The sequence below is a fragment of the Neoroseomonas alkaliterrae genome, from assembly GCF_014199195.1.
Classification (GTDB): Bacteria; Pseudomonadota; Alphaproteobacteria; order Acetobacterales; family Acetobacteraceae; genus Neoroseomonas; species Neoroseomonas alkaliterrae.
The window spans coordinates 230725-254624 of record NZ_JACIJE010000005.1 but is presented as its reverse complement, the minus strand read 5'-3'; the positions used below and the strand labels follow the sequence as shown (position 1 = coordinate 254624).

General features: G+C 73.0%; 26 protein-coding genes. 20 read left to right on the top strand and 6 right to left on the bottom strand.

Annotation, left to right across the window (positions count from 1 at the left end):
* Positions 1–69: 69 nt before the first annotated feature.
* Positions 70–732: a hypothetical protein gene (locus FHS88_RS10915; protein ID WP_184484470.1), complete on the top strand. Its 663-nt coding sequence runs from the start codon at positions 70–72 to the stop codon at positions 730–732.
* Between the two features lie 279 nt (positions 733–1011).
* Here the strand turns inward: FHS88_RS10915 and FHS88_RS10910 are convergent, their stop codons facing one another.
* Positions 1012–1494, bottom strand: coding sequence for a hypothetical protein (locus tag FHS88_RS10910; RefSeq protein ID WP_184484468.1), 483 nt, complete (start codon positions 1492–1494; stop codon positions 1012–1014).
* A gap of 149 nt (positions 1495–1643) precedes the next feature.
* Here FHS88_RS10910 and FHS88_RS10905 point away from each other — a divergent pair, with 149 nt between their 5' ends.
* Together FHS88_RS10905 and FHS88_RS10900 are read left to right on the top strand one after the other, a co-directional pair.
* Positions 1644–2312: a sulfite oxidase-like oxidoreductase gene (locus FHS88_RS10905; protein ID WP_184484466.1), complete on the top strand. Its 669-nt coding sequence runs from the start codon at positions 1644–1646 to the stop codon at positions 2310–2312.
* Entirely contained in the window at positions 2305–2847 is a 543-nt protein-coding gene (locus tag FHS88_RS10900; RefSeq protein WP_184484463.1) for a glutathione peroxidase, read from the top strand. The genes FHS88_RS10905 and FHS88_RS10900 overlap by 8 nt, the downstream gene beginning before the upstream one ends.
* Here FHS88_RS10900 and FHS88_RS20815 read toward each other — a convergent pair.
* Positions 2839–3474 (bottom strand): uracil-DNA glycosylase family protein, encoded by a 636-nt coding sequence (locus tag FHS88_RS20815; RefSeq protein ID WP_184484461.1) that lies wholly within the window; start codon positions 3472–3474, stop codon positions 2839–2841. The two genes, FHS88_RS10900 and FHS88_RS20815, sit on opposite strands and share 9 nt — an antisense overlap.
* Positions 3471–4136 (bottom strand): LabA-like NYN domain-containing protein, encoded by a 666-nt coding sequence (locus tag FHS88_RS20810; protein ID WP_246419801.1) that lies wholly within the window; start codon positions 4134–4136, stop codon positions 3471–3473. Before FHS88_RS20810 ends, FHS88_RS20815 begins: the two co-directional genes overlap by 4 nt.
* A gap of 59 nt (positions 4137–4195) precedes the next feature.
* On the opposite strand from FHS88_RS20810, the gene folK reads away from it, so the two are divergent.
* The 8 genes from folK (at position 4196) to recO (ending at position 11107) form a co-directional block, all read left to right on the top strand.
* Positions 4196–4714 (top strand): 2-amino-4-hydroxy-6-hydroxymethyldihydropteridine diphosphokinase, encoded by a 519-nt coding sequence (folK, locus tag FHS88_RS10885; protein ID WP_184484459.1) that lies wholly within the window; start codon positions 4196–4198, stop codon positions 4712–4714.
* Positions 4715–4826: 112 nt separating this feature from the next.
* Positions 4827–5219 (top strand): DNA-directed RNA polymerase subunit omega, encoded by a 393-nt coding sequence (rpoZ, locus tag FHS88_RS10880; RefSeq protein WP_184484457.1) that lies wholly within the window; start codon positions 4827–4829, stop codon positions 5217–5219.
* A gap of 12 nt (positions 5220–5231) precedes the next feature.
* Complete coding sequence (locus FHS88_RS10875; protein WP_184484455.1) at positions 5232–7508, top strand: RelA/SpoT family protein; 2277 nt, start codon at positions 5232–5234, stop codon at positions 7506–7508.
* Positions 7505–7912 (top strand): holo-ACP synthase, encoded by a 408-nt coding sequence (gene acpS, locus FHS88_RS10870; protein ID WP_184484453.1) that lies wholly within the window; start codon positions 7505–7507, stop codon positions 7910–7912. Before FHS88_RS10875 ends, acpS begins: the two co-directional genes overlap by 4 nt.
* Positions 7913–7973: 61 nt before the next feature.
* On the top strand, positions 7974–8750 hold the full coding sequence (lepB, locus tag FHS88_RS10865; RefSeq protein ID WP_246419797.1) for a signal peptidase I: 777 nt from the start codon (positions 7974–7976) through the stop codon (positions 8748–8750).
* Complete coding sequence (gene rnc, locus FHS88_RS10860; protein ID WP_184484451.1) at positions 8747–9415, top strand: ribonuclease III; 669 nt, start codon at positions 8747–8749, stop codon at positions 9413–9415. The genes lepB and rnc overlap by 4 nt, the downstream gene beginning before the upstream one ends.
* Entirely contained in the window at positions 9412–10302 is an 891-nt protein-coding gene (gene era, locus FHS88_RS10855) for a GTPase Era (protein WP_184484449.1), read from the top strand. Before rnc ends, era begins: the two co-directional genes overlap by 4 nt.
* 67 nt (positions 10303–10369) lie before the next feature.
* Positions 10370–11107 (top strand): DNA repair protein RecO, encoded by a 738-nt coding sequence (recO, locus tag FHS88_RS10850; protein ID WP_184484447.1) that lies wholly within the window; start codon positions 10370–10372, stop codon positions 11105–11107.
* Here the strand turns inward: recO and FHS88_RS10845 are convergent.
* The gene (locus tag FHS88_RS10845; protein ID WP_184484445.1) at positions 11104–11415 is read right to left on the bottom strand and encodes a hypothetical protein; all 312 of its coding nucleotides are present in this window, start codon (positions 11413–11415) and stop codon (positions 11104–11106) included. The genes recO and FHS88_RS10845 overlap by 4 nt on opposite strands.
* Positions 11416–11516: 101 nt before the next feature.
* Here FHS88_RS10845 and parC point away from each other — a divergent pair, with 101 nt between their 5' ends.
* Complete coding sequence (parC, locus tag FHS88_RS10840) at positions 11517–13742, top strand: DNA topoisomerase IV subunit A (RefSeq protein ID WP_184484443.1); 2226 nt, start codon at positions 11517–11519, stop codon at positions 13740–13742.
* A gap of 111 nt (positions 13743–13853) precedes the next feature.
* Here parC and tyrS read toward each other — a convergent pair whose 3' ends face one another.
* Positions 13854–15080 carry a tyrosine--tRNA ligase gene (tyrS, locus tag FHS88_RS10835; protein WP_184484441.1) on the bottom strand — a complete coding sequence of 409 codons (1227 nt, stop codon included), beginning with the start codon at positions 15078–15080 and terminating at the stop codon, positions 13854–13856.
* Between the two features lie 81 nt (positions 15081–15161).
* Here tyrS and FHS88_RS10830 point away from each other — a divergent pair, with 81 nt between their 5' ends.
* Both FHS88_RS10830 and FHS88_RS10825 read left to right on the top strand, forming a co-directional pair.
* Entirely contained in the window at positions 15162–16256 is a 1095-nt protein-coding gene (locus tag FHS88_RS10830; protein WP_184484602.1) for an anhydro-N-acetylmuramic acid kinase, read from the top strand.
* Between the two features lie 40 nt (positions 16257–16296).
* Positions 16297–17355: a site-2 protease family protein gene (locus FHS88_RS10825; protein ID WP_184484439.1), complete on the top strand. Its 1059-nt coding sequence runs from the start codon at positions 16297–16299 to the stop codon at positions 17353–17355.
* Positions 17356–17780: 425 nt separating this feature from the next.
* Here the strand turns inward: FHS88_RS10825 and FHS88_RS10820 are convergent, their stop codons facing one another.
* Positions 17781–18449, bottom strand: coding sequence for an alpha/beta hydrolase (locus FHS88_RS10820; RefSeq protein ID WP_184484437.1), 669 nt, complete (start codon positions 18447–18449; stop codon positions 17781–17783).
* 385 nt (positions 18450–18834) lie between these two features.
* On the opposite strand from FHS88_RS10820, the gene FHS88_RS10815 reads away from it, so the two are divergent.
* From FHS88_RS10815 to mnmA, 6 genes are all read left to right on the top strand, one after another.
* Positions 18835–19317, top strand: coding sequence for an Rrf2 family transcriptional regulator (locus FHS88_RS10815; RefSeq protein ID WP_184484435.1), 483 nt, complete (start codon positions 18835–18837; stop codon positions 19315–19317).
* A complete protein-coding gene (locus tag FHS88_RS10810) occupies positions 19314–20411 on the top strand; it encodes a cysteine desulfurase family protein (RefSeq protein WP_184484433.1) in 1098 nt (365 codons plus the stop codon). Before FHS88_RS10815 ends, FHS88_RS10810 begins: the two co-directional genes overlap by 4 nt.
* 120 nt (positions 20412–20531) lie before the next feature.
* Entirely contained in the window at positions 20532–21722 is a 1191-nt protein-coding gene (locus tag FHS88_RS10805; protein ID WP_184484431.1) for a cysteine desulfurase family protein, read from the top strand.
* A 2-nt stretch (positions 21723–21724) separates the two neighbouring features.
* A complete protein-coding gene (locus FHS88_RS10800) occupies positions 21725–22054 on the top strand; it encodes a ferredoxin family 2Fe-2S iron-sulfur cluster binding protein (protein ID WP_184484429.1) in 330 nt (109 codons plus the stop codon).
* A gap of 10 nt (positions 22055–22064) precedes the next feature.
* A complete protein-coding gene (locus tag FHS88_RS10795; protein WP_184484427.1) occupies positions 22065–22796 on the top strand; it encodes a TenA family protein in 732 nt (243 codons plus the stop codon).
* A complete protein-coding gene (gene mnmA / locus FHS88_RS10790) occupies positions 22789–23895 on the top strand; it encodes a tRNA 2-thiouridine(34) synthase MnmA (RefSeq protein ID WP_184484425.1) in 1107 nt (368 codons plus the stop codon). The genes FHS88_RS10795 and mnmA overlap by 8 nt, the downstream gene beginning before the upstream one ends.
* The last annotated feature ends 5 nt before the right edge of the window (positions 23896–23900 follow it).

The following is a 23900-nucleotide window of genomic DNA, read 5'->3' as shown; positions in this document are numbered from 1 at the left end:
ATCGTGCTTCCTGATTTGCGTCGTTTGTCTCGAAAACCGAGACGCTTCTTCTTGCGCTCGGAATGACACATGATCCTGCGCTCTCTCGCGGCCGCGCTTGCCGGCCTCGCGATGCTGGGCGGCGCCGCCTCCGCCTCCTCCCTGATCGTCAATGGCGGTTTCGAGGCCGGATATTCGGGCTTCGCCACCGAACTCGCGCCTGTGGCCGCCCCCGGCGGCTTGGGGCTGTGGGCGGAAGGCCGCTACGCCATCGCCGGCACCGCGCCGGGGCGGGAGGTGCCCGCCTTCCACCCGCTGTTCTCGGGTGCGCCGCATTCGGGTTCGGCCTTCATGGCGGTCAATGGCGCGGCCGCCGGCAGCGGCCTCGTCTGGTCCACGGCCGCGCCGCTCGGCGTCCTGCCGGGCACGGTCTATGCCTTCACCGGCTGGATCACGCTGCTCTATCCGGATGCACCGCCGAGCCTGTCGCTGGCCATCAACGGGGAGGAGATCCTGCACTTCACGCCCTCGGCGACGGTGGGCGCCTGGGTGCCCTTCACCGCGCGGTGGTCATCGGGAACGGCGGAGACGGCGAGCATCGCCCTGCGCAACGCGAACCGTGTCGCGGTCGGGAACGATTTCGGGCTGGACACGCTCTCCTTCGTGGCCGTGCCGGGGCCGGGCCCGGCGCCCCTGCTGGCGGCCGGGCTTGCGGGCCTGTTCGGGCTCGGGCGGTTCCGCCGGCGCCGCTGACGGCACCGTCCAGGCAAGCGGGGATCGGGCGGCCGCGCGGGACACGCTGGGCCGTCGACACGCCGGGAAGGCGCGATTGCTTGACCGCGCGCGGGGCGCTTCCCGGATGGCCGGGCCGTCGAGGGGCGTCGGCCGGCCGGCCCGGGGCGTTCCATGCCCGGCCGGGCAGGGGTGGCCAGGGCCTCGCCGGCCGCCGCGCTCGCCGCGACGTCTCCGGCCGCGTGCCGGTGCGGGGCGCCCCATGCCGTCCTGCCCCGCGGCTCCTCGCCGCCCCGCCCCTCACGGGCGCCGCCGCAGCGCCTCCTCCTCGCAGGCGATGGCGCCATCGGCGGCGCGCAGGAAGCGCACCCGCGCGGTGGCGTCGAAGCTGCGCCAGCCTGCATCCCCGGCGGCATGCAGGCGGATCGGGCGGTCGCGCTCGGCGTTCGTCGTGCAGATCTCGCGCCAGGCGCCGTCCGGCCCGCGGGTCAGGACGAAGACGCTGCAGCCCGCCGAGCCGCACCAGCCGCGCAGGCTCATGTGCAGCAGCACCTCGGGCCGGCCGTCCCCGTTCAGGTCCACGCTGATCTGCCGCAGCCCCTGCGCCGGGGCGAAGCGGGCGGCGCGGACCTCGGCGGCAAGGTCCGGATTGGCCGCGAGCAGCGCGCGCCAGGCGGCATCCCCCGCGGCATCGGGCGCGCGCCAGCGCAGCGCGGGCTCGCCCTCGGCGAGCGCCGGCGCGGCGAGCAGGCAGAGAAGGGCAGAAAGGCTTCGCAGTCGCATGGCATCCCCATCAGGGCCGGCGCGCCATCCCTCGCGGCGCCGCTCCGGGGATGCAGCATGCTGCATGACGGCGGCGCATCGTCCAGGGGGGCCACGGGGCTTGCATCCGCGCGCCACCCGCGCACCTAGTGGGGGCGAGGAGGGCCCCGATGGCCGAGGACGACATCCCGCTCACCGGCGCGGTGAAGGAGAATCTGATCCGCACCAAGGAACGCTGGGCGGAGGAGGGCCGGCTGCTGACCGGCACCACCGCCGACCCGGCGCGCGAGCGCCTGCCGCCGGGCCAGACCCTGGTGCGCGACTGGCCGGTGCTCGATCTCGGCGTGCAGCCGGACATCGCGCGGGAGAAGTTCCGCCTGCGCGTGGAGGGCCTCGTCGAGAACCGCCTCGCGCTCGACTGGGACGGCTTCATGGCCCTGCCGCAGAGCGAGATGGTGGTGGACATCCACTGCGTGACGCAATGGAGCCGCTACGACAACCGCTTCGCCGGGGTGAAGGTGGCCGACATCCTCGCGCTCGCCCGGCCGAAGCCGGAGGCGCGCTTCGTCAGCCTCACCTGCTACGACGGCTACACGACCAACCTGACGCTCGAGGATTTCGCCGCCCCCGACGTGATGTTCGCCCATTCCTGGGAGGGCGAGCCGCTGAGCCGCCAGCATGGCGGGCCGGTGCGCCTCGTCCTGCCGCGCCTCTATTTCTGGAAGAGCCCGAAATGGGTGACGCGGGTGGAACTGCTCGCCGCCGACCGGCCCGGCTTCTGGGAGGTGCGCGGCTACCACAACCGCGGCGATCCCTGGATGGAGGAACGCTATGGCTGAGATCGCGCGCCGTGCCCTCCTGGCCGCCCCGCTGCTGATGGCCGCCGCACCGGCCGCGGATGCCTGGTCCTTCCGCTTCCCCGCCCTCGAAGGGGGCGAGCACGACCTCGCCGCCTGGCGGGGGCGGGTGCTGCTGGTGGTCAACACCGCCTCCTTCTGCGGCTTCACCCCGCAATACGCGGCGCTGCAGCGGCTGCACGAGCGCTACCGGGAGCGCGGGCTCGTGGTGTTCGGCGTGCCCTCGAACGACTTCAACCAGGAAGCGCGCAGCAACCGCGAGGTGCGCGAGTTCTGCGACGCGCAGTTCGGCATCGACTTTCCGATGGCCGCCATCTCGCATGTGCGGGGCCCGCAGGCGCATCCCTTCTTCGCCTGGGCGGCGGCGCGGGCGGGCGGCGAGCCGCGCTGGAACTTCCACAAGTATCTCGTGGCGCGGGACGGGCGCAGCGTGCGCGGCTTCGCCACGCGCGTCGCCCCCGACAGCGCGGAGATGATCCGCGCGATCGAGGCCGCGCTCGCCGCGCCCTCAGCCTGACAGGCGGGCGAGCAGGGCGGCGACCGCGGCCTCGAACATCTCGGCCGTCAGCCGCCTCGTCGAGGTGTTGTAGCGGCTCACGTGGTAGGAATCGGCGAGCAGCAGCCCGTCCGGCAGCGTGTGGATGGCGCCATGGGCGAAGCCGAAGCGGCTGGCCGGGATGGCTTTCGCGCGCAGCAGCGCGTTGTGCGCCACCACGCCGAGGGCGAGCACCGCGCGCAAGCCGGGCATGGCCGCGAGCTCGGCCTTGAGGAAGCCGTTGCAGGCGCGGATCTCGGCCGGCGTCGGCAGGTTCTCCGGCGGCACGCAGCGCACCGCATTGGCGATGCGGCAGCCGGTCAGTTCCAGGCCGTCATCGGGGCTTTCGCGGAACTCCCCGCGCGCCTGGCCGAAGCGCAGCAGCGTCGCGTAGAGCAGCCGCCCGGCATAATCGCCCGTGAAGGGGCGGCCGGTGCGATTCGCCCCGCGCAGGCCGGGGGCGAGGCCGAGCACCAGCAGCGGCGCCTCCCGCGGCCCCCAGGAGGGCACGGGCGCGTTGTGCCAGTCCGGGTTGGCGGCCCGGTTCGCCTCCCGGTAGGCGACGAGGCGCGGGCAGAGCGGGCAGTCCCGCCCCGGCGCCTCGCTCACGCCTCGGGCTCCCCTGAGGTGTCGGCGTAGGGGTCGGCGGGGGTGGCGCGGCTCGGGCGCGGCGCTGACGCCGGGGGCGGGAGCGGGGCGCGGCCGCGCGGCTCGACCTGGCGGCGGGTGAACTCCGGCGCGATCTCCGCGATCTCGATGAAGGCATCGGCCTGGCGGCGGAGTTCGTCGGCGATCATCGGCGGCTGGACGCGCGTGCTGGAAACCACCGTCACCCGCACGCCCATGCGCTGCACCGCTTCCACCAGCCGGCGGAAAGCCCCGTCGCCCGAGAACAGCACCACATGGTCGAGCTGCGGCGCAAGCTCCAGCATGTCCACCGCGAGTTCGACATCCATGTTGCCCTTGAGGCGCAATCGCCCCGCGGGATCGGCCTGCTGCTTGGCCGGCTTGGTCACCACCTGCCAGCCATTGTAGGCGAGCCAGTCGGTCAGGGGCCGCAGCGGGGAGTAGTCCTCGGTCTCGACCAGCGCGGTGTAGTAGAAGGCGCGCACGAGGTAGGTGCCGCCGCGGAAATAGTCGAGCATGGCGGCGAAATCGATCTCGAAGCCGAGGGCGCGCGAGGTGTGGTAGAGGTTCGCCCCGTCCACGAAGAGCCCGACCCGCTCCATCCCGCCGCCGCGCCGCATGCCCGTGCCCATCCTCGACTCCATCGCCCCGGGCCCGCCTGCGGCCGGGGTGCCGTCCGCTACACCCTCCGCCCGGCGCTGTCATGGCGGTTGAGGCGGCGCTGGTCGCGCTCGGCGCCAACCTTCCGCGCGCGGACGGCGCGAGCCCGCGCGAGACCTGCGAATGGGCGGTGCGGGCGCTCTCGCGCGTGGCGGGGATGCGCGTGCTCGCCGTCTCCTCCTGGTGGGAATCGGCGCCGATCCCGCCCGACCCGGCCTCGCCGCCCTTCGTGAACGGGGTGGTGCGGATGGAGGGCGAGACGACGCCCGAGGTGCTGCTGTCCGCCCTGCACGCCATCGAGGCCGAGGCCGGGCGGGCGCGGCCCTATCCGAACGCGCCGAGGGTGCTCGACCTCGACCTGATCGATCTCGGCGGGCGGGTGCAGGCGGGGCCGCCGGTGCTGCCGCATCCGCGCGCGCATGAGCGTGCCTTCGTGCTCCGCCCGCTGGCCGAGGTGGCGCCGGGCTGGGTGCATCCGGCCCTCGGCCTGCCGGTGGAGGCGCTGCTCGGCGGTGTGGAGGGCCAGGAGATCCGCCGCCTCGGCGCGGCCGGGCAGGGCTGAGGGCTGCCGGCATCTTGCACCGCAGCGCGGCGCTGTCTATGTGGGGAGGTTACCGGACAGACCAGGGCGCACGGCCCCCAAGCCGCGCGCCCCTCTACCCATTGGAGCCTCCATGGCGCGCGTCACCGTCGAAGACTGCATCGAGAAGGTCCCCAACCGCTTCGAGCTCGTGCTGCTCGCGGCCCAGCGGGCGCGCAACATCAGCCGCGGCGAGGCGATCGAGGTCGAGCGCGACAACGACAAGAACCCGGTCGTGGCCCTGCGCGAGATCGCGGAGGAGAAGGTGGACCTCGCCGCGCTGGAGCAGGACCTGATCAAGTCCCTCAGCCGCGCGCCGGAGCCCGAGCCGGCCGAGGAGGAGGTCATCGACATCGTCGCCACCGACGAGAACATCTTCGGCATCATGGAAGTCCAGGAGGAGACGCTGCCCGAGGCCGCGTCCGAGGACCTCTCGCCCGACGATCTCGAGGCCGCCATCGCCGCGGAACTGGGCGGCAAGCGCTAAGGGCGCGCGCGCATGGGCCAGGGCGCCGGCGGCACCCGAGCAACCGGCCCCGCGCTGGCCCCCGAGGGGCTGCGCACCCAGGAGGCGACGAGCCCCGGCACCGAGCTCGCGGCCAAGGTCGCCGCCTACGACCCGCGCGCCGACCGCCGCCTGATCGAGGACGCCTACGCGCTGGCCGCCGAGGCCCACGCGCCGCAGAAGCGCGAGGACGGGCAGCCCTACATCGTCCATCCCCTCGCGGTGGCCGAGATCCTCGCGGGCTACCGGCTCGACGCCGCCACCATCGCCACCGCCCTGCTGCACGACACGGTGGAGGACACCGGCGTCACCCTGCCCGAGCTCGAGAAGCGCTTCGGCAAGGAAGTCGCGCGCCTCGTGGACGGCGTCACCAAGCTGACGCGCCTCGAGCTGCAGTCCGAGCGCACCAAGCAGGCGGAGAACTTCCGCAAGCTGGTGCTGGCGATGAGCGAGGACATCCGCGTCCTGCTCGTCAAGCTCGCCGACCGGCTGCACAACATGCGCACCCTCGGCGCCAAGGGCAGCCCCGAGAAGCGCCGCAAGACCGCGCGCGAGACGCTCGAGATCTACGCCCCGCTCGCCGAGCGCATCGGCATGGACGCGCTCAAGACCGAGCTCGAGACGCTTGCCTTCCGGGAGATGAACCCGGATGCCTGGCAGACCATCGCCGCGCGCCTGACCTATCTGCGCGGCCAGGGGGCGGACCTGATCGAGGAGATCGAGCAGGATCTCAGGCGCGTGCTGCGCGAGGCCGGCGTCGAGGCCATCGAGGTGCAGGGGCGCGAGAAGTCGCCCTACTCGATCTGGCTCAAGATGCAGCGCAAGAACGTGGCGTTCGAGCAGCTTTCGGACATCATGGCCTTCCGCGTCATCGTGAAGGACAAGCACGACTGCTACGCCGCGCTCGGCGCCATCCATTCCGCCTATCGCGTGGTGCCCGGGCGCTTCAAGGACTGGATCAGCACGCCCAAGACCAACGGCTACCAGTCGCTGCACACCGGCGTGACCGTGCCCGAGCGCCGCAACGCCAAGATCGAGGTGCAGATCCGCACGCGCGAGATGCACGAGGTCGCCGAGTTCGGCGTCGCGGCCCACTGGGTCTACAAGCAGGGCGAGCAGGCCGCGCGGGACCGCAAGCGCTACCCCTGGGTGCGCGACCTGCTCGAGATCCTGGAATCCGCCGCCGAGCCGCAGGAGTTCCTCGAGCACACCAAGCTCGAACTGCACCGCGACCAGGTCTTCTGCTTCACACCCAAGGGCGACCTGATCGAACTGCCGCGCGGCGCGACGCCGGTCGATTTCGCCTACCAGGTGCACAGCCAGGTCGGCGACAACACGGTGGGTGCGAAGGTCAACGGCAAGATCGTGCCGCTGCGCCACACGCTCGAGAACGGCGACCAGGTCGAGATCATCACCGCCCGCGGCGGCACGCCCAACCCGGCCTGGGAACGCTTCGTCGTCACCGGCAAGGCGCGCGCGCGCATCCGCCGCTTCGTCCATGCCCGCCAGCGCGCCGAGCAGAAGGAGGAAGGCCGCGCGGCCATCGCCAAGGCCTTCCGCGCCGCGGGGCTCGACTTCAGCGAGAAGATCGCCGAGCCCGCGCTCAAGCCGCTGAAGCAGCCGGATTTCGAGACGCTGTGCATCGCGGTGGCCGCGGGCAACATCTCCCCGCGCGAGGTGCTGCACGCCGCGGTGCCCGAGCTTCGCGCCCCCGCGCGCAGCGTGGACCAGATGCCGCTCGCGCGCCCGCGCGGCCGCCTCGGTGCGGGGCCGACGCTGACGCCGGGCAAGGCCGAGCGCCCCGCCGCGCGGCGCGAGGCGGCGATGGGCGTCACCGGCCTCGTCGCCGGCATGGCGGTGCATTTCGCCGGCTGCTGCCACCCGCTGCCGGGCGACAGGATCGTGGGCATCGTCACGACCGGGCGCGGCGTGACCATCCACAAGAACGACTGCCACGGGCTCGAGGCCTTCGCGGCCACGCCCGAACGCTTCATCGACGTGGACTGGGAATATGACGGCGGGGCGCGCGGCGGCCATGTCGGGCGCATCGAGCTGACGGCCGAGAACAACGCCGGCGCGCTCGCCGGCCTGACCACCGCGATCGCGCGCCAGGAGGGGGCGGTGAACAGCCTGCGCATCGTCAACCGCTCCGGCGAATGGTGCGAGGTGCTGGTGGATGTCGAGGTGCGCGACACCGGCCATCTCGCTTCCATCCTCGCCGCGCTGCGCGCCTGCCCGGGCGTCACGCAGGTCGAGAGGGCGCGCGGATGATCATCGGCATCGGCTCGGACGTGCTGGACATCCGGCGCATCGAGAAGACCATCGCCCGCCACGGGGACCGTTTCCTCGAACGCATCTTCACCCCCATCGAGCGCGCCAAGGCCGAGCGGCGGGCCGAACGCATCCGCACCGCCACCTACGCGAAGCGCTTCGCGGCGAAGGAGGCGGCGTCGAAGGCCCTTGGCACCGGCTTCCGCGCCGGGGTGTTCTGGCGGGATCTCGGGGTGGTGAACCTGCCCTCCGGCCAGCCGACGCTGCACATGACGGGCGGGGCGGCGGCGCGCCTCGCGGCCATCACGCCCCCCGGCCACCGGGCCGAGGTGGCGCTGACCATGACCGACGAGTTCCCCTACGCCCAGGCCATGGTGGTGATCACCGCGGTGCCCCTGCCTTGACCTGCGAATCGCCTTCTGGCGCGAGAGCGGCGCCCGTGCCACAAGGCGCGCGCGCAACCCCATGACCAGGCCGTCCTACAGCACCATGGCGAAGAAGAAGTCCGGCGGCTGGCTGGAGAGCATCAAGACCATCGTCTATGCGGCGCTGATCGCGATCGGCATCCGCACGGTCGCCTTCGAGCCGTTCAACATCCCCTCCGGCTCCATGATCCCGACGCTGCTGGTGGGGGACTACCTTTTCGTCTCGAAGTATTCCTACGGCTATTCGCGGCACTCGCTGCCCTTCAGCCCGAACCTGTTCTCCGGCCGCATCTTCGGCGCCCTGCCGCGGCGCGGCGATGTCGCGGTGTTCAAGCTGCCGCGCGACGGCAGCACGGACTACATCAAGCGCATCGTCGGCCTGCCCGGGGACCGCATCCAGGTCCGCGGGGGCATCCTGCACATCAACGGCCAGGCGGTGCGGCGCGACAGCCTCGGGCCCTTCACGGTGGAAGGGGACGGGCCGCGCATGACCGTCCGCCGCTTCCTCGAGACGCTGCCCGCGCTCGACGGCCAGCCCGGCGTCTCGCACCAGATCCTCGAAGCCACCGACGACGGGCCCTTCGACAACACGCCCGAGTTCCGCGTGCCCGAGGGCCATGTCTTCGCCATGGGCGACAACCGCGACAACAGCCTCGATTCGCGGGCGATGAACGCGGTCGGCTTCATCCCGGTCGAGAACCTCGTGGGCCGCGCGGAGTTCATCTTCTTCTCCGTGGACGGCTCGGCGGCCTGGTGGGAGGTCTGGGGCTGGCCCTTCGCCATTCGCTGGAGCCGCCTCTTCACCGCCGTGCGATGAGCCCGATCGAGGAGCGCCTCGGCCACGCCTTCGCCGACCCCGCCCTGCTCGCGCAGGCGCTGACCCATCGCAGCGCGGCCGATGCCCGCGCCGGGCAGCTCGATTCCAACGAGAGGCTGGAGTTCCTCGGCGACCGCGTGCTCGGCCTCGTGATGGCGGAATGGCTGATCGAGCGCTTCCCCGCCGAGCGCGAGGGGAGCCTGACGCGGCGCCTCTCGGCGCTGGTCGCCTGGGAGACGCTCGCGCGCGTGGGCGAGGCGCTGGGCCTCGAGGCGGAGATCCGCGTCCCGCCCGGGGAGGAGCGCGCCGGGCTGCGCGCGCGCCAGACCGTGCTGGCCGATGCGATGGAGGCTTTGCTCGGCGCGATCTACCGCGACGGCGGGCTGCCGGCGGCGCGCGCCGTGATCCGCCGCCACTGGGCCGGGCTGATCGGGGCGGACGCCAAGCCGCCCGTCTCGGCCAAGAACCGGCTGCAGGAATACACGCTCGGGCGCGGGCTCGGCCTGCCCGAATACCGGCTGGTCTCATCGAGCGGGCCGTCGCATGCGCCGCTCTTCGTCGTCAGCGTCGCCGCCGGCGGGCGGGAGGCGGAAGGCGCGGGCGAGACCAAGCGCGCGGCCGAGCAGGCGGCGGCCGAGGCCTGGCTGGCCGGGGCCGCGCCATGACGCGCTGCGGCCTCGTCGCCATCCTCGGCGCGCCCAATGCGGGCAAGTCCACGCTGGTGAACCGGCTCGCGGGCACCAAGGTCAGCATCGTCTCGCCCAAGCCGCAGACCACGCGCTTCCGCATCCGCGCCGTGGTCATGCATGGGCAGAGCCAGATCATCCTGGTGGACACGCCGGGCATCTTCGCCCCGCGCCGGCGGCTCGACCGCGCCATGGTCGCCGCCGCCTGGGGTGGCGCGCAGGATGCCGACCTCTCGCTGCTGGTGGTGGATGCGCGGGCGGGGCTGACGGATGCGGTGCGGCGGATCGTGGAGACGCTCGCGAAGTCGCGCCGGCCGGTCTGGCTCGCCCTGAACAAGACCGACCTCATTCCGCGCGAGCGTCTGCTGCCGCTGGCCGCCGAGCTCAACGCCATGATGACCTTCGCCGAGACATTCATGGTCTCGGCCGAGACGGGGGACGGGCTCGACCGGCTGGAGGCGAGGCTCGCCGCGGCGATGCCCCCCGGGCCCTACCTCTTCCCCGAGGACGAGCTGACCGACCTGCCCAACCGGATGCTCGCCGCCGAGATCGTGCGCGAGCAGATCCTGCGCCAGACGCACCAGGAGGTGCCGCACCACGCCTCGGTCGAGACCGAGCAGTGGACGGAGAATGCCGACGGATCGGTGCGGGTGGACTGCACCATCTACGTCTCGCGCCGCACGCAGAAGGCGATCCTGATCGGCGAGAAGGGCGCGCGGATCCGCGCCATCGGGCAGTCGGCGCGGATGGAGCTCGCGAGGCTGCTCGAACGCCCGGTCCACCTCTTCCTCAACGTCAAGGAGCGCGAGGGCTGGGACGAGGAACGCGCGCGGCTGCGCGCGATCGGCCTGGAGGATGCCGGATAGCCCCGGCCTCGCGGCGCACGCCGACGGGGCGCTGGCGCCGTCCCGGCCCTCGCTCCATATGCGGGCGATGGAATGGCAGGCCCCCGCGGTGGTGCTCGATGCCCGGCCCTATGGCGAGGGCGCGGCGGTCGTCACGCTGCTGACCGAGGCGCATGGGCGCCATGCCGGGCTCGCCAAGGGCGGTGCCTCGCGCGTGCAGGCCGGGCTCTGGCTGCCCGGGAACCTCGTTGAGGCGCGCTGGACCGCGCGGCTGGCCGACCAGCTCGGCGCGCTCTCGGGCGAGCTCGTCCACCCGGCCGCGGCGCTGGCGATGGAGGACCCGCTGGCGCTGGCGCTGCTCTCCTCCGCCTGCGCCATCGCCGCGGATGCGCTGCCCGAGCGCGAGCCGCATCCGCGCGCCTTCCAAGCGCTGGTCTCGCTGATCGGCCATCTGGCCGGCGGGGCGGAAGGGGTGATGGCCGACTACGTCCGCTGGGAATGCATCGTGCTCGCCGAGCTGGGCTACGGGCTCGATCTCGGCGCCTGCGCCGTGACGGGGGTGCGGGAGGGGCTGACGCATGTCTCGCCGCGCACCGGGCGGGCGGTCTCGGCCGGTGCGGCCGCGCCCTATGCCGGGCGGCTGCTCGACCTGCCGCGTTTCCTGCTCGATGGCGGCGCGGGCGGGCCGCGGGGCTGGCAGGCCGGGCTGCGCCTGACCGGGCATTTCCTGGAGCGCGACGCCTTCGGCGCGCGGCACCGCCCGGTGCCCGAGGCCCGCCACCGCCTCGCCGACCGCATCGCGGCGCTGGCTGGCGCGGAGGACTAGGCGGCGATGAAACCCGCCTGGATCAGCACCTGTGCGGCGGCGGCGAGCGCCAGCGCGGCGGCGAGGCCGCGCGCCCAGCCGGGCGTTGGCGGCGCGTCCTCGCGCACCGAGACGGTGCGGCGCAGCGCCGCGCCGAGCGCGAGGACGAAGGCGATCACGGCAAGCAGCGTGCCGGCGTAGTTCACCTGGTATTCGCCGACGACCTCGCCGTTCACCACCGTCCGCCCCGTCTCGCCGACGAAGACCACGAGCGGCAGCGCCAGCAGCAGCGCGATGAGGCCGAGCCTCTTCCAGATCATCGTTTCCATGCCGCCTCGTCCCCCGCGCGCCGTCCCCCGTGCCGTCGCTGGCGCCGTTCCGCCGGCCGGTGCTAGTCAGGCGCCCCGACAGGCAGGACCGAATCCCACCCATGCCCGACGACGTGAAGACCCCGGCCGAGGATGGCGGCGCGACGCGCGAGACGCGCCTCGCCGACGCGCTGTCCGAACGCTACCTCGCCTATGCGCTGTCCACCATCACCGCCCGCTCGCTGCCCGATGTGCGGGACGGGCTGAAGCCGGTCCATCGCCGCCTTCTGTGGGCGATGCACCAGCTGCGCCTCGACCCCGAGGCGGGCTTCAAGAAATGCGCGCGCATCGTCGGCGACGTGATGGGCAAGTATCACCCGCACGGCGATTCCAGCATCTACGAGGCGCTGGTGCGCCAGGCGCAGGATTTCGCCGCGCGCTACCCGCTGGTCGAGGGCCAGGGCAATTTCGGCAACATCGACGGCGATAACGCCGCGGCCATGCGCTACACCGAGGCGCGGCTGACCGAGGTCGCGCAGGCGATGCTCGACGGCATCGAGGAGAACGCCGTCGATTTCCGCGCCACCTATGATGGCGAGGAGCGCGAGCCCGTCGTCCTGCCGGCCGCCTTCCCGAACCTGCTGGCCAATGGCGCGGCGGGCATCGCGGTGGGCATGGCGACCTCCATCCCGCCGCACAACGCGGGCGAGCTGTGCGACGCGGCGCTGGCGCTGATCCGCGACCCGGATGCCGACCTGATGGAGCACATCGCGGGCCCCGATTTCCCGACCGGCGGCGTGCTGGTCGAGCCGAAGGAGGCGATCCGCGAGGCCTACGAGACCGGCCGCGGCGGCTTCCGCGTCCGCGCGCGATGGGAGCGCGAGGCGCTGAAGAACGGCACCTGGCAGATCGTGGTGACGGAAATCCCGTACCAGGTGCAGAAGGCCAAGCTGATCGAGCAGATCGCCCAGTTGCTCGAGGAGAAGAAGCTTCCGCTGCTCGCCGATGTGCGCGACGAGAGCACGGATGTGGTGCGCCTCGTGCTGGAGCCGAAATCCCGCACCGTCGAGCCCGCCGTGCTGATGGAGACGCTGTTCCGCGCCACCGCGCTGGAATCGCGCTTCGCGCTGAACATGAACGTGCTGGATGCCGATCGCACGCCGCGCGTGATGGGCCTGCGCGAGGTGCTGCGCGCCTGGCTCGACCATCGCCATGCCGTGCTGGTGCGGCGGACGGAGCATCGCCTGGCGGCGATTGCGCGGCGGCTCGAGATCCTGGACGGCTACCTGATCGTCTATCTCAACCTCGACGAGGTGATCCGCATCATCCGCAGCGAGGACGAGCCGAAGCCCGTACTGATGGCGGCCTTCTCGCTGACCGACCTGCAGGCGGATTCCATCCTCAACATGCGCCTGCGCAGCTTGCGCAAGCTCGAGGAGATGGAGATCCGCAAGGAGCACCGGAAGCTCAGCGCCGAGCAGAAGAAGCTGCAGGGGTTGATGGCCTCCGAGAAGAAGCGCTGGGAGGCGATCGCCGAGCAGATCGCCGAGACGCGCGCGAGGTTCGGCGACGGGCCGCTCGGCCGCCGGCGCACCGAGGCCGGCCGCGTGCTGCCCGCGGTGCTGGTGGACGAGACCGCCTTCGTCGAGCGCGAGCCGATTACCGTCATCCTCTCGGAGAAGGGCTGGATCCGCGCGCAGAAGGGGCACATCCCGCTCGACGGCGAGATCCGCTTCAAGGAGGGCGACGGGCTGCTCGCCGCGCTGCACGCGCAGACGACCGACCGCATCGTGATCTTCGCGACCAACGGCAAGGCTTACACGCTGAAGGCCGATGCCATCCCGCGCGGGCGCGGCGACGGCCAGCCGGTGCGGCTGATGGTGGACCTGACCAACGAGGATGCGGTCGTGTCCATGTTCGTCCATGAGGAGGGGCGGCGCTTCCTGCTCGCCGCTTCGGACGGCAAGGGCTTCGTCGTGAAGGGCGAGGACCTGCTGGCGGAGAAGCGCACCGGCAAGCAGGTGCTGAATGTCGATCCGCCGGTCGAGGCCGCGGTCTGCGCGCCGGTCGAGGGCGACAGCGTGGCGGTGATCGGGGAGAACCGGAAGCTGCTGGTCTTCCCGCTGGAGCAGGTGCCGGAGATGACGCGCGGGCGCGGCGTGCAGCTGCAATCCTACCGCGATGGCGGGCTGTCGGACGCCAAGGTGTTCTGCCTCGCCGAGGGGCTGACCTGGACGCTCGGCGGGCGGACGCGGACGGAGACGGATCTGCGGCCCTGGATCGGCAACCGGGCGGGGGCGGGCAAGGCGCCGCCGAACGGGTTCCCGCGCTCGAACAGGTTCGAGTAACGACGCGCGGCGGGGCTCCCCGTTATCTGCAGCCTGCCGGGCGGCAAGCGGGTTACACGGGGGTTCCGGCCCTTGGCGGGACGGCCAGGGAGAGCAGCGCCCTCCCGGGGATCACCCCGCCCGCACCAGCACGTGCCGCTTGCGCCCCGCGCTCAGCTTCGCCGCCCCGTCGCGCAGGTCGGCCGGCGTGACGCTCAGCGCCACGTCGCTCACCACCGCATCGTTCAGCCGCAGCCCGTTCTGCGCGATCAGCCGCCGTGCCTCGCCCTTGCTCGCCGCCAGCCCCGCCTGCACCACGAGGTCCACGAAGGGCGCGGGCAGCGCGGCGACGATGCTCGGCAGCGTCTCGGCCGCCGCCCCCTCCTCGAAGGCGCGGCGCGCCGTCTCGGCCGCCTGCTCGGCTGCCGCGCGGCCATGCAGCAGCGCCGTCGCCTCGGTGGCGAGCACCTTCTTCGCCTCGTTCACCTCCGCGCCCTGCAGCGCGCCGAGGCGGCGGACCTCCGCCATCGGCAGTTCGGTGAAGAGGGCGAGGAAGCGGCCGACATCCGCATCCTCGGTGTTGCGCCAGAACTGCCAGTAGTCATAGGGGCTGAGCCGGTCGGGGTTCAGCCACACCGCCCCCGCCGCGGTCTTGCCCATCTTGGCACCCGAGGCGGTGGTCAGCAGCGGCGTCGTCAGCACATGCGCGTGCCCGCCCGCCATGCGGCGGATCAGCTCCGCGCCCATGACGATGTTCCCCCACTGGTCGGAGCCGCCCATCTGCAGCACGGCGCCGTGGCGGCGGTGCAGCTCGAGGTAGTCGTAGGACTGCAGCAGCATGTAGTTGAACTCGAGGAAGGAGAGCGAGTGCTCGCGCTCGAGCCTGAGGCGCACGCTGTCCATCGTCAGCATGCGGTTGACGCTGAAGTGCCGGCCGACATCGCGCAGGAAGGGGATGTAGCGCAGCTCGTCCAGCCACTCGGCGTTGTCGAGCATCATCGCGCCGGCCTTGAAGTCGAGCAGGGATTCGAAGGTGCGGCGGATGCCGGCCTTGTTCGCTTCGATCTGCGCCTCGCTCAGCAGCTGGCGCGCCTCGTCCTTGCCGGAAGGGTCGCCCACCTTGGTGGTGCCGCCGCCGATCAGCGCGATCGGCCGCCCGCCGGTCTTCTGCAGCAGGCGCAGCAGCATGGTCGGCAGCAGGTGGCCCACATGCAGGCTGTCCGCCGTGCAGTCGTAGCCGATATAGGCGACCAGCCCCCCCTTGTTCAGCGCGGCATCCAGCGCCTCCTCGTCGGAGGTCTGGTGGACATAGCCGCGTTCCTTGGCGATGCGGAGGAAGTCGCTGGTGGGGCCGCTCATCGTGCTGTCCTGATGCGCCGGGGGCTTTCGCCGGAAGGGCAGCGGGGCTAGCACGGCTCAGGCATCACGGCAAAAGGCATGCTGAGAACCATCGGGCTGATGAGCGGCACCTCCCTCGACGGGGTGGACGCCGCATGGCTGGAGACGGACGGGGAGACGATCGCCCGGCTGGGGCCGCGCCTGACCCTGCCCTACGACCCGAAGCTCCGGCGGTCGCTGCGCGGCCTGCTCGACCGCGCCGAGACGCTCGCCGAGGACGACCCGGAACTGCTCGACGCCGTGAAGCGCCTGACCGACCGCCATGCCGAGGCGGTCGAGGCGCTGCGGCTCGAGGCCGACATCATCGGCTTCCACGGCCAGACCATCCTGCACCGCCCGCCCGTCAGGGGGCGCAGCGTCAGGCCCTTCACCTGGCAGGTCGGCGATGCCGCGGCGCTCGCCAAGCGCACCGGCATGACGGTGGCCTATGATTTCCGCTCCGCCGATGTGGCCGCGGGCGGGCAGGGGGCGCCGCTCGTGCCCGTCTTCCACCGCGCGCTGGCCGCGCCGCTGCCGAAGCCGCTCGCCATCCTCAACCTCGGCGGCGTCGGCAACGTCACCTGGCTCGGCGCGGAGGGGGAGATGCTCGCCTTCGACACCGGCCCGGCGAATGGCCCGCTCGACGACTGGGCGCGCAAGCATACGGGCAAGGACTACGACGCGGCGGGCCGGCTCGCGCTGGCGGGGCAGGCCGATGGCGCGGTGCTGGGGCGGCTGATGGCCCATCCCTACCTGACCGAGCCGCCGCCGAAATCGCTCGACCGGCTCGATTTCGACCGCGCGCTGAAGGAGGCGGGGGCGGCGGAACTCTCGGCCGCCGATGGCGCGGCGACCCTCTGCGCCTTCTGCGCCGTCTGTGTCGCCGCCGCGGCGCGGCTGTTTCCCGAACCGCCCCTGCAATGGCTGGTGGCCGGCGGGGGGCGGCGCAACCCGGCGATCATGAAGGCGCTCGCGGGCGCGCTGGAGGAGCCGGTGCGCCCGGTCGAGGTGGCCGGCTGGGACGGTGACGCGCTGGAAGCCCAGGCCTTCGGGCTGCTCGCCGCGCGCGTTGCGCGCGGGCTGCCCATCACCTTCCCCGGCACGACGGGGGCGCCGCGGCCGCTCACCGGCGGGCGGATCGTGGGCTCGCTGCTGTAGCGGGGCGCGCGGGCCCCGCAACCGGGCTAGGCTGCGGGGCATGAGCTGGTCCTTCCCCATCGCGACCGTGCGCGGCACGGTCATCCGCATCCACGTCACCTTCTTCCTGCTGCTCGCCTGGATCGGGGCGATGCACGCCACGCGCGGCGGCATGGCCGAGGCCTTGGCCGGCATCGCCTTCATCGCCGCGGTCTTCGCCTGCGTGGTGCTGCACGAACTCGGCCATGCCGCCGCGGCCAGCCGCTACGGCATCGCGACGCCGGACATCACGCTGCTGCCGATCGGTGGTCTCGCGCGGCTCGAACGCATCCCCGAGGAGCCCTGGCGGGAGATCGCCATCGCCCTTGCCGGGCCGGCGGTGAATGTCGCGATCTGCCTGCTGCTGCTGGTCGTGATCGGCGCCATGCCCGCGCCGGAGGAAGGGCTGGCGGTGGAGGACCCGCGCACCGGCTTCCTCGCGCGGCTGTTCTGGGTCAACGCCTTCCTCGTCATCTTCAACATGATCCCCGCCTTCCCGATGGATGGCGGGCGCGTGCTGCGCGCGGCGCTGACCTTCCGCATGGGCCATCGCCGCGCCACCCATGCGGCGGCGACGGTGGGCCAGGCGGTCGCCATCATGCTCGGCTTCGCGGGGCTGTTCGGCGCGCCGCTGCTGATCTTCATCGCGCTCTTCGTCTGGCTCGGCGCGGCCGCGGAATCGGCCGAGGTGGACCTGCGCGCGACCACCCGCGGGATGCTGGCCGCGGATGCGATGGAGACGCGCTTCGAGGCGCTTCCGCCCGAGGCCGATGTCGCCATGGCGGCCGAGGCGCTGCTGCGCACGCCGCAGCAGGATTTCCCGGTGGTGGATGGCCGCGGGCGCATCCTCGGGCTGCTCACGCGCGATGCCATCATCCACACGCTGCGCCAGCAGGGGCCGGAGACGCCGGTGGCGGATGCGATGCGCGAGGTGCCGCGCGTGCCGCGCCGGATGCCGCTGCAGGATGCGATCAAGGGGCTTCAGGAATCGCCGGCCGTCGCGGTGGAGGACGCCGACGGCAGGCTGGCCGGGCTGCTGACGGCGGCCAACCTCGCGGACCTGCTGGCGCTGCGGGGCTGACACCCAGCGGAAAGAGGATCAACCGTTGTCGGCAGGGCTTCGGGATCCGGGGCCGCGCGACCGCCCCACCAGCCCCGCGCGCCATGCCGGCGAGCGAAAGGCCGAACCTTTCGCTCGCCGGCATGAGGCCGGCAGGCGGGCGGCCGAACCATCCGCCTGCGGGCCTCGCGGGAGGGGTCGGCGCGGTGATCGCGCAAAGCCGGCCGTCATGGCGGGCGGGCGAGGGATCATCCCCGCCCGCCATGCACCGCCTGCGGCGGCCGGCGATGCGGCCCCGCCGTCCGCGGCGTGATGCAGGTCGCAGCGGCGCGGGGGCGCGGCGTGCAGGCTCGCTCCGGTTCCCATCGCGCGCCGCGGGCGCGCACGAAAAAGGGCCGCCGGCGGCTCCCCCGGCGGCCCCATCGGCCCCGATCCGGGGCGAAGGCTCAGTCGGCGGCGAGCGCCATCCGGCCGCGGTTCAGCACGCCCATCACGTGGTCCTCGGCGGCGTCCACCACCTTCTCGGTCTGCTCGGGCGTGAAGACATGGCCGGCGCCGGGCATCACGCGGTAGTCGATGGTGATGCCCTTCTGGGTGTTCAGCTTGTCCACCAGCTTGCGCACCGAGGCTTCGGGCACGAGCTCGTCATCCGCGCCGTGGAAGATCAGCCCGTTGCAGGGACAGGGGGCGAGGAAGCCGAAATCGTAGTGCGAGGCCGGCGCGCTGATGGAGACGAAGCCGCCCATCTCGGGCCGGCGCATCAGCACCTGCATCCCGACATAGGCGCCGAAGGAATAGCCCGCGACCCAGAGCATCGAGGCGTTGGGGTTCACCGCCTGCAGGAAGTCGAGCCCGGCGCAGGCGTCCGAGACCTCCCCGATGCCGCCGTCGTAGCGGCCCTGGCTGCGGCCGACGCCGCGGTAGTTGAACCGCAGGACCGAGAAGCCCATCGCCTGGAACCGCTGGTAGAGGCTGTAGGTCACCCGGTTGTTCATGGTCCCGCCATGCAGCGGGTGGGGGTGGAGGATCAGGGCCACCGGGGCATTGGGGCGCTTCGAGTGATGGTATCGTCCCTCGAGCCGGCCATCCGGCCCGGCGAACATGACCTCGGGCATCGTGCGTTCAGTCCAATGCTCTTGCCGCAGGCCGCATGTTCCCTGCCCGCCCCCGAGGGGGCCTGGGCCTGGCACGGCGGCGACCTGCCGCAGTTTGGGGAACCTCGCTCGTCGGCGCGGCGGCGCCGGCACGCGGGGCGCATCCTGGAACCCAATTCTTGACCGGCCCGGTCGGGAACAATAGCGTGCTGCCCACGCCGCGTTGCCCGACAGGCAATGCCGGAAAATCAAGCCCTTGGATGCGAACCGTGTGTCTCCGGGGAAGGTTCCCGTGTCCCGGAGCGGCGGCAATATACGGATCCGGCGGCTGATCGCATAACAGAATCGCCACAGAGTGCCCATGTGCGAGGCGGGCATCTGGGTTGCGAGGATAGCGGAGTAGAGGATGCGACTTTCCACCCGCGGACGCTATGCCGTCATGGCCATGGTGGAGATGGCGGCCCGGGAGGGCCGCAACGAGGCCTGCCAGCAGGGCCGCCCCGTGACGCTGAACGAGATCGCCGCCGCCCAGCACCTCTCGGTCGCCTATCTCGAGCAGCTCTTCGGCCGGCTGAGGCGCGCGGGGCTGGTGGCCTCCGCCCGCGGGCCCGGCGGCGGCTACCGCCTCGCGCGCCCCGCCGCCGAGATCCCCATCGCCGCCGTGGTCGAGGCGGCCGACGAGCCCATCATCGCCACCCGCTGCGAGGATGGCGGCCCCGGCTGCCTCGCCGGCGATCGCTGCCTGACCCACGACCTCTGGGCCGAGCTCGGCGACCAGATCCGGCTCTTCCTCGGCGGCATGACGCTCGCCGACGTGGTGGAGCGGCGCGTGACCGGCCGCGCCCGCCCGCCCGCCCCGGCCGAGGGGGCGCGGCCTGCCGCCGAATGAACACGCCGCTCGACCTCGACGCCAACGCCACCGAACCGCTGCGCCCGGAGGCGCGGGCGGCGGCGATCGCGGCGCTCGACCTGCCGGGCAATCCCTCCTCCGTGCATGGCGGCGGGCGCGCGGCGCGGCGCCTGCTCGAGGACAGCCGCGCGCGGCTGGCCGCCCGCTTCGGCGCCCGGCCGCAGGATGTCGTCTTCACCGCCGGCGGCACGGAGGCGAATGCGCTGGCGGTGCGCGGGCTCGCGCCGGGCCGGCGAGTGCTGGCGGGGGCGACGGAACATCCCGCCGTGCTGCGCGCCGCCCCCGATGCGGTGCTGCTGCCGGTGCTGGCCGATGGCCGGCTCGATCTCGCCGCGCTCGATGCCGCGCTGGCCGCCGCCGGCCCCGCCCTGGTCTGCCTGATGGCGGCGAACAACGAGACCGGCGTGCTGCACCCGATCGCCGAGGCCGCCGGGATCTGCCGCCGGCACGGCGCGCTGCTGCATGTGGATGCGGTGCAGGCGGCGGGCCGCGTGGAGGCTGCGTGGAACCTCGCCGACAGCCTGGCGCTGTCGGGGCACAAGATGGGCGGGCCCAAGGGGGCGGGGGCGCTGCTGCTGCGCCCGGGGCTCGATGTCCCCGCGTTGGTCGCCGGCGGCGGGCAGGAGCGCGGGCGGCGGGGCGGGACGGAGCCGCTGCCGGCCATCGCCGGCCTCGCCGCGGCGGCCGAGGCCGCCACGCCCGATGCCGCCCTGCGTCTCGCGCCCCTGCGCGACGCCATCGAGGCCGCGATCGCCGCCATTGCCCCCGAGGCCCGCTTTCCCGGCCGCGGCGCGCCGCGCCTTCCCAACACCACCTCCATCCTGCTGCCCGGCGTGCCGGCGGAGACGCAGGTGATCGCGCTCGACCTCGCGGGCGTGCGGGTCAGCGCGGGGGCGGCCTGTTCCTCGGGCAAGGTCGGGCCTTCGCATGTGCTGGCGGCGATGGGGCTCGGCGCCGACGCCGCCTGCGCGATCCGCGTCTCGCTGCCATGGAACGCGGCGGAGGACGCCGCCGAGCGCTTCGTCGCGGCCTGGGCGGCGATGCGGGCGCGGCTCGTGCGGGTGGCGGCGTGACGCCCCGGCCGCACCCGGCCGCGCTGCGGCCGCCACGGCCCGCGCGCAGCCCGGAGGCGCAGGGCGGGCATGCAGCGCCGCCGCCTTCCGCCGCTGGCCGCCACGCCCCAGCTTGACGCCATGACCGCCGGACCGAACCGCCCGATCTACCTCGATTGCCACGCCACCACGCCGGTGGATCCGCGCGTGCTCGCCGCCATGCGCCCATGGTGGGAGGAGAACTTCGCCAACCCCGGCTCCGTCGAGCACGCCATGGGCCGCGCGGCGGAGGAGGCGGTGGAGCAGGCGCGCGCCCTGATCGCCGAGCTCATCGGCGCCGAGGCGCGGGAGATCGTGCTGACCTCCGGCGCGACCGAGGCGAACAACCTCGCGATCAAGGGTGCGGCCCGCTTCGCCGCCTCCCAGGGCAGCGAGCGGAGGCGCATCGTCACCGTCGCGACCGAGCACAAATGCGTCCTGGAAAGCGTGAAGGCGCTGGCCGATGAGGGCTTCGAGCCCGTCATCCTGCCGGTGGACGGCAACGGGCTGCTCGACCTCGGCGCGCTGCGCGCGGCGGTGGACGGGCGCACGCTGCTGGTTTCCGTGATGGCGGTGAACAACGAGATCGGCGTCATCCAGGACCTTGCCGCCATCGGGACCATCGCCAAGGAGGCCGGGGCGCTGTTCCACACCGACGCCGCCCAGGCCGCGGGGCGAATCCCGCTCGATGTGGAGGAGATCCGCGCCGACCTGCTCTCGCTCTCGGGCCACAAGGTCTATGGGCCGAAGGGCATCGGCGCGCTCTATGTCCGCCGCCGGCCGCGGGTGCGGCTCGCGCCGCTGTTCTCGGGCGGCGGGCAGGAGAGGGGCCTGCGCTCGGGCACGCTGCCCGCGCCCCTGGTGGTCGGCTTCGGCGAGGCCTGCCGGATCGCGGCCATCGAGGGGATGCTCGATGCCGGGCGCATCGCCGGGCAGCGGGACCGCTTCCTCGAGGCGCTGCGCGCGGCCGTGCCGGGGGTTGCGATGAACGCGCCCGATGCGCCCCGCGTGGCGGGCAACGCCAGCATCGCCCTCCCCGGCGGCGTCTCGGCGCAGGCGATCATGGCCGCGGCGCCGATGCTCTGCGTCTCCACCGGCTCGGCCTGTTCCTCGGCCGAGGTCGAGCCCTCCCATGTGCTGAAGGCGATCGGGCTCGACGAATCGCGGGCGCGGGCCACCTTGCGGATCGGCATCGGACGCTTTACCTCGCCCGCCGATGTGGACCAGGCCGCCGCGATGCTCGGCAGGGCCTGGGGCGCGGCGGTTTCCGGAACAGGCAGGGCGGCGGAGTAGCGATGCCGAAGATGGTCTTCATCGAGCGCGACGGGACGCGCAGGGAAGTGGATGCGCCGCTCGGGCTCTCCGTGCTCGAGATCGCGCACCGCCACGGCGTGGACATCGAGGGCGCCTGCGAGGGTTCGCTCGCCTGCTCGACCTGCCATGTGATCGTGGACCCCGCCTGGTTCGGCAAGCTCGCCAAGCCGACCGAGGACGAGGAGGACATGCTCGACCTCGCCTTCGACCTGCAGGAGACGAGCCGCCTCGGCTGCCAGATCATCATGACCGAGGCGCTGGACGGGCTCGTGGTCAAGCTGCCGGCGGGCAGCCGCAACGCGCAGGGCTGAGGCGATGGAGATGGCCGCGCCGCGCTGGGAGACGGATTTCGGCGCCCCGGGCGGCCTGTTCCGGCGCCTGCGCGCGGCCGCGGCCGAGGCGTGGTCGGGCTATACGTGGCACCCCTTCGTGCAGCGGCTGTCGGACGGCACGCTGCCGCTGCCGGCCTTCCGCACCTATCTCATCCAGGACTATCTGTTCCTCATCCACTTCGCGCGCGCCAAGGCGCTCGCGGTGGTGAAGGGGGAGAGCCTTGCGGCGATGCGCGAGAAGGCGGCCGCCGTGCTCGCCATCCTCGACGAGACGAAGCTGCATCTGAAGTATTGCGCCGATTGGGGCCTCGCCGAGGCCGATGTGGTCGCGACGCCGGAAAGTGCGGAGACCGTCTCCTACACGCGCTGGGTGCTGGATCGCGGGCTGCACGGGGACATCCTCGACCTCGAGGTGGCGCTGGCGCCCTGCACGGTGGGCTATGGCGAGGTGGCGCTGCGGATCCTGGCCGATCCTGCCCGCCGCGCCGAGGGCAATGCCTACCAGTCCTGGATCGACACCTACGCCGCCGAGGACTACCAGGCGATGGCGCGCGCGGCGGCGGCCAGGATCGACGCGCTCGGGCTCTCGCATGGCGGGGAGTCCCGCTTCGCCCGCCTCGCCGCGGATTTCGCCGAGGCGGCGCGGCTCGAGCAGCGCTTCTGGCAGCAGGGACTCGATGCCGTGACGGGCGGCGGGGGCGAGGGGAGCGTCCATGGCTAGGATCCTCGTCGCCATGTCGGGCGGCGTGGATTCGAGCGTGGTCGCGGGCCTGCTGGCCGAGCAGGGCCACGAGGTCATCGGCGCGACGCTGCAGCTCTACGACCATGGCGCCGCCATCCAGAAGAAGGGCGCCTGCTGCGCCGGGCAGGACATCCACGACGCGCGCAGCGTGGCCGACCGCCTCGGCATCCCGCACTACGTGCTGGACCGCGAGCAGGTGTTCCGCCGCGAGGTGATCGGCGACTTCGCCGACACCTATGCCCGCGGCGAGACGCCGGTGCCCTGCATCCGCTGCAACCAGACCGTGAAGTTCCGCGACCTGGTGGCGCTGGCGCGCGACCTCGGCTGCGAGGCGCTGGCCACCGGCCACTATGCCCGGCGCTTGGAGGGGCCCGACGGGCCCGAGCTGCACCGCGCCGCCGACCCGGCGCGGGACCAGTCCTATTTCCTGGCCGCGACCACGCGCGAGCAGCTCGCCTTCGCGCGCTTCCCGCTCGGGGGGATGCCGGACAAGGCGGCGGTGCGGGCCGAGGCGGCGCGGCTCGGCCTGCCGGTGGCGGCGAAGGCCGACAGCCAGGACATCTGCTTCGTGCCCGAGGGCCGCTACGACGGGCTGGTGGCGCGGCTGCGCCCCGACGCCGCCGCGCCCGGCGAGGTGGTGCACCAGGATGGCCGCGTGCTCGGCGGCCATGCGGGCATCGTGCGCTACACGGTCGGGCAGGGCAGGGGCCTCGGCGCGGCCTCCTGGGATGGCGGGCGCAAGCTCTATGTCGCGGCGGTCGAGCCGGGAACGCGGCGCGTGGTGGTGGCCCCGCGCGAGGCGCTCGCCACGCGCGAGGCCGAGGCGGGCGAGGTCAACTGGCTCATCGCCCCGCCAACGGCGCCGCTGCGCTGCACGGTGAAGCTGCGCGCGCGCGAGGCGCCGCGCGCGGCGCGCATCGCTTGGGACGCCGGGGCGGGGCTGCTGCGCATCAGCCTGGAGGAGCCCGGAATCGTCGCCCCCGGACAGGCCTGCGTGATGTATGATGGTGATCGCGTCCTCGGCGGCGGCTTCCTGCGCGCGCGGGGATCGGTTGACAGGGGGCGGGCCGCGGCCTAACTCGC

Excerpts from the sequence above, each read along its gene's own strand:
- FHS88_RS10805 (WP_184484431.1), top strand. The coding sequence starts at position 20,532 with ATGACCGCCGGACCGAACCGCCCGATCTACCTCGATTGCCACGCCACC.
- folK (WP_184484459.1), top strand. The coding sequence starts at position 4,196 with ATGGCGGTTGAGGCGGCGCTGGTCGCGCTCGGCGCCAACCTTCCGCGC.
- FHS88_RS10845 (WP_184484445.1), bottom strand. The coding sequence starts at position 11,415 with ATGGAAACGATGATCTGGAAGAGGCTCGGCCTCATCGCGCTGCTGCTG.
- tyrS (WP_184484441.1), bottom strand. The coding sequence starts at position 15,080 with ATGAGCGGCCCCACCAGCGACTTCCTCCGCATCGCCAAGGAACGCGGC.
- FHS88_RS10810 (WP_184484433.1), top strand. The coding sequence starts at position 19,314 with ATGAACACGCCGCTCGACCTCGACGCCAACGCCACCGAACCGCTGCGC.
- FHS88_RS10905 (WP_184484466.1), top strand. The coding sequence starts at position 1,644 with ATGGCCGAGGACGACATCCCGCTCACCGGCGCGGTGAAGGAGAATCTG.
- FHS88_RS10820 (WP_184484437.1), bottom strand. The coding sequence starts at position 18,449 with ATGCCCGAGGTCATGTTCGCCGGGCCGGATGGCCGGCTCGAGGGACGA.
- rnc (WP_184484451.1), top strand. The coding sequence starts at position 8,747 with ATGAGCCCGATCGAGGAGCGCCTCGGCCACGCCTTCGCCGACCCCGCC.
- era (WP_184484449.1), top strand. The coding sequence starts at position 9,412 with ATGACGCGCTGCGGCCTCGTCGCCATCCTCGGCGCGCCCAATGCGGGC.
- mnmA (WP_184484425.1), top strand. The coding sequence starts at position 22,789 with ATGGCTAGGATCCTCGTCGCCATGTCGGGCGGCGTGGATTCGAGCGTG.
- FHS88_RS10915 (WP_184484470.1), top strand. The coding sequence starts at position 70 with ATGATCCTGCGCTCTCTCGCGGCCGCGCTTGCCGGCCTCGCGATGCTG.
- FHS88_RS10800 (WP_184484429.1), top strand. The coding sequence starts at position 21,725 with ATGCCGAAGATGGTCTTCATCGAGCGCGACGGGACGCGCAGGGAAGTG.
- lepB (WP_246419797.1), top strand. The coding sequence starts at position 7,974 with ATGACCAGGCCGTCCTACAGCACCATGGCGAAGAAGAAGTCCGGCGGC.
- parC (WP_184484443.1), top strand. The coding sequence starts at position 11,517 with ATGCCCGACGACGTGAAGACCCCGGCCGAGGATGGCGGCGCGACGCGC.
- FHS88_RS10910 (WP_184484468.1), bottom strand. The coding sequence starts at position 1,494 with ATGCGACTGCGAAGCCTTTCTGCCCTTCTCTGCCTGCTCGCCGCGCCG.
- FHS88_RS10795 (WP_184484427.1), top strand. The coding sequence starts at position 22,065 with ATGGCCGCGCCGCGCTGGGAGACGGATTTCGGCGCCCCGGGCGGCCTG.
- recO (WP_184484447.1), top strand. The coding sequence starts at position 10,370 with ATGGAATGGCAGGCCCCCGCGGTGGTGCTCGATGCCCGGCCCTATGGC.
- FHS88_RS10875 (WP_184484455.1), top strand. The coding sequence starts at position 5,232 with ATGGGCCAGGGCGCCGGCGGCACCCGAGCAACCGGCCCCGCGCTGGCC.
- FHS88_RS10815 (WP_184484435.1), top strand. The coding sequence starts at position 18,835 with ATGCGACTTTCCACCCGCGGACGCTATGCCGTCATGGCCATGGTGGAG.
- rpoZ (WP_184484457.1), top strand. The coding sequence starts at position 4,827 with ATGGCGCGCGTCACCGTCGAAGACTGCATCGAGAAGGTCCCCAACCGC.
- FHS88_RS20810 (WP_246419801.1), bottom strand. The coding sequence starts at position 4,136 with ATGGAGTCGAGGATGGGCACGGGCATGCGGCGCGGCGGCGGGATGGAG.
- FHS88_RS10900 (WP_184484463.1), top strand. The coding sequence starts at position 2,305 with ATGGCTGAGATCGCGCGCCGTGCCCTCCTGGCCGCCCCGCTGCTGATG.
- acpS (WP_184484453.1), top strand. The coding sequence starts at position 7,505 with ATGATCATCGGCATCGGCTCGGACGTGCTGGACATCCGGCGCATCGAG.
- FHS88_RS10825 (WP_184484439.1), top strand. The coding sequence starts at position 16,297 with ATGAGCTGGTCCTTCCCCATCGCGACCGTGCGCGGCACGGTCATCCGC.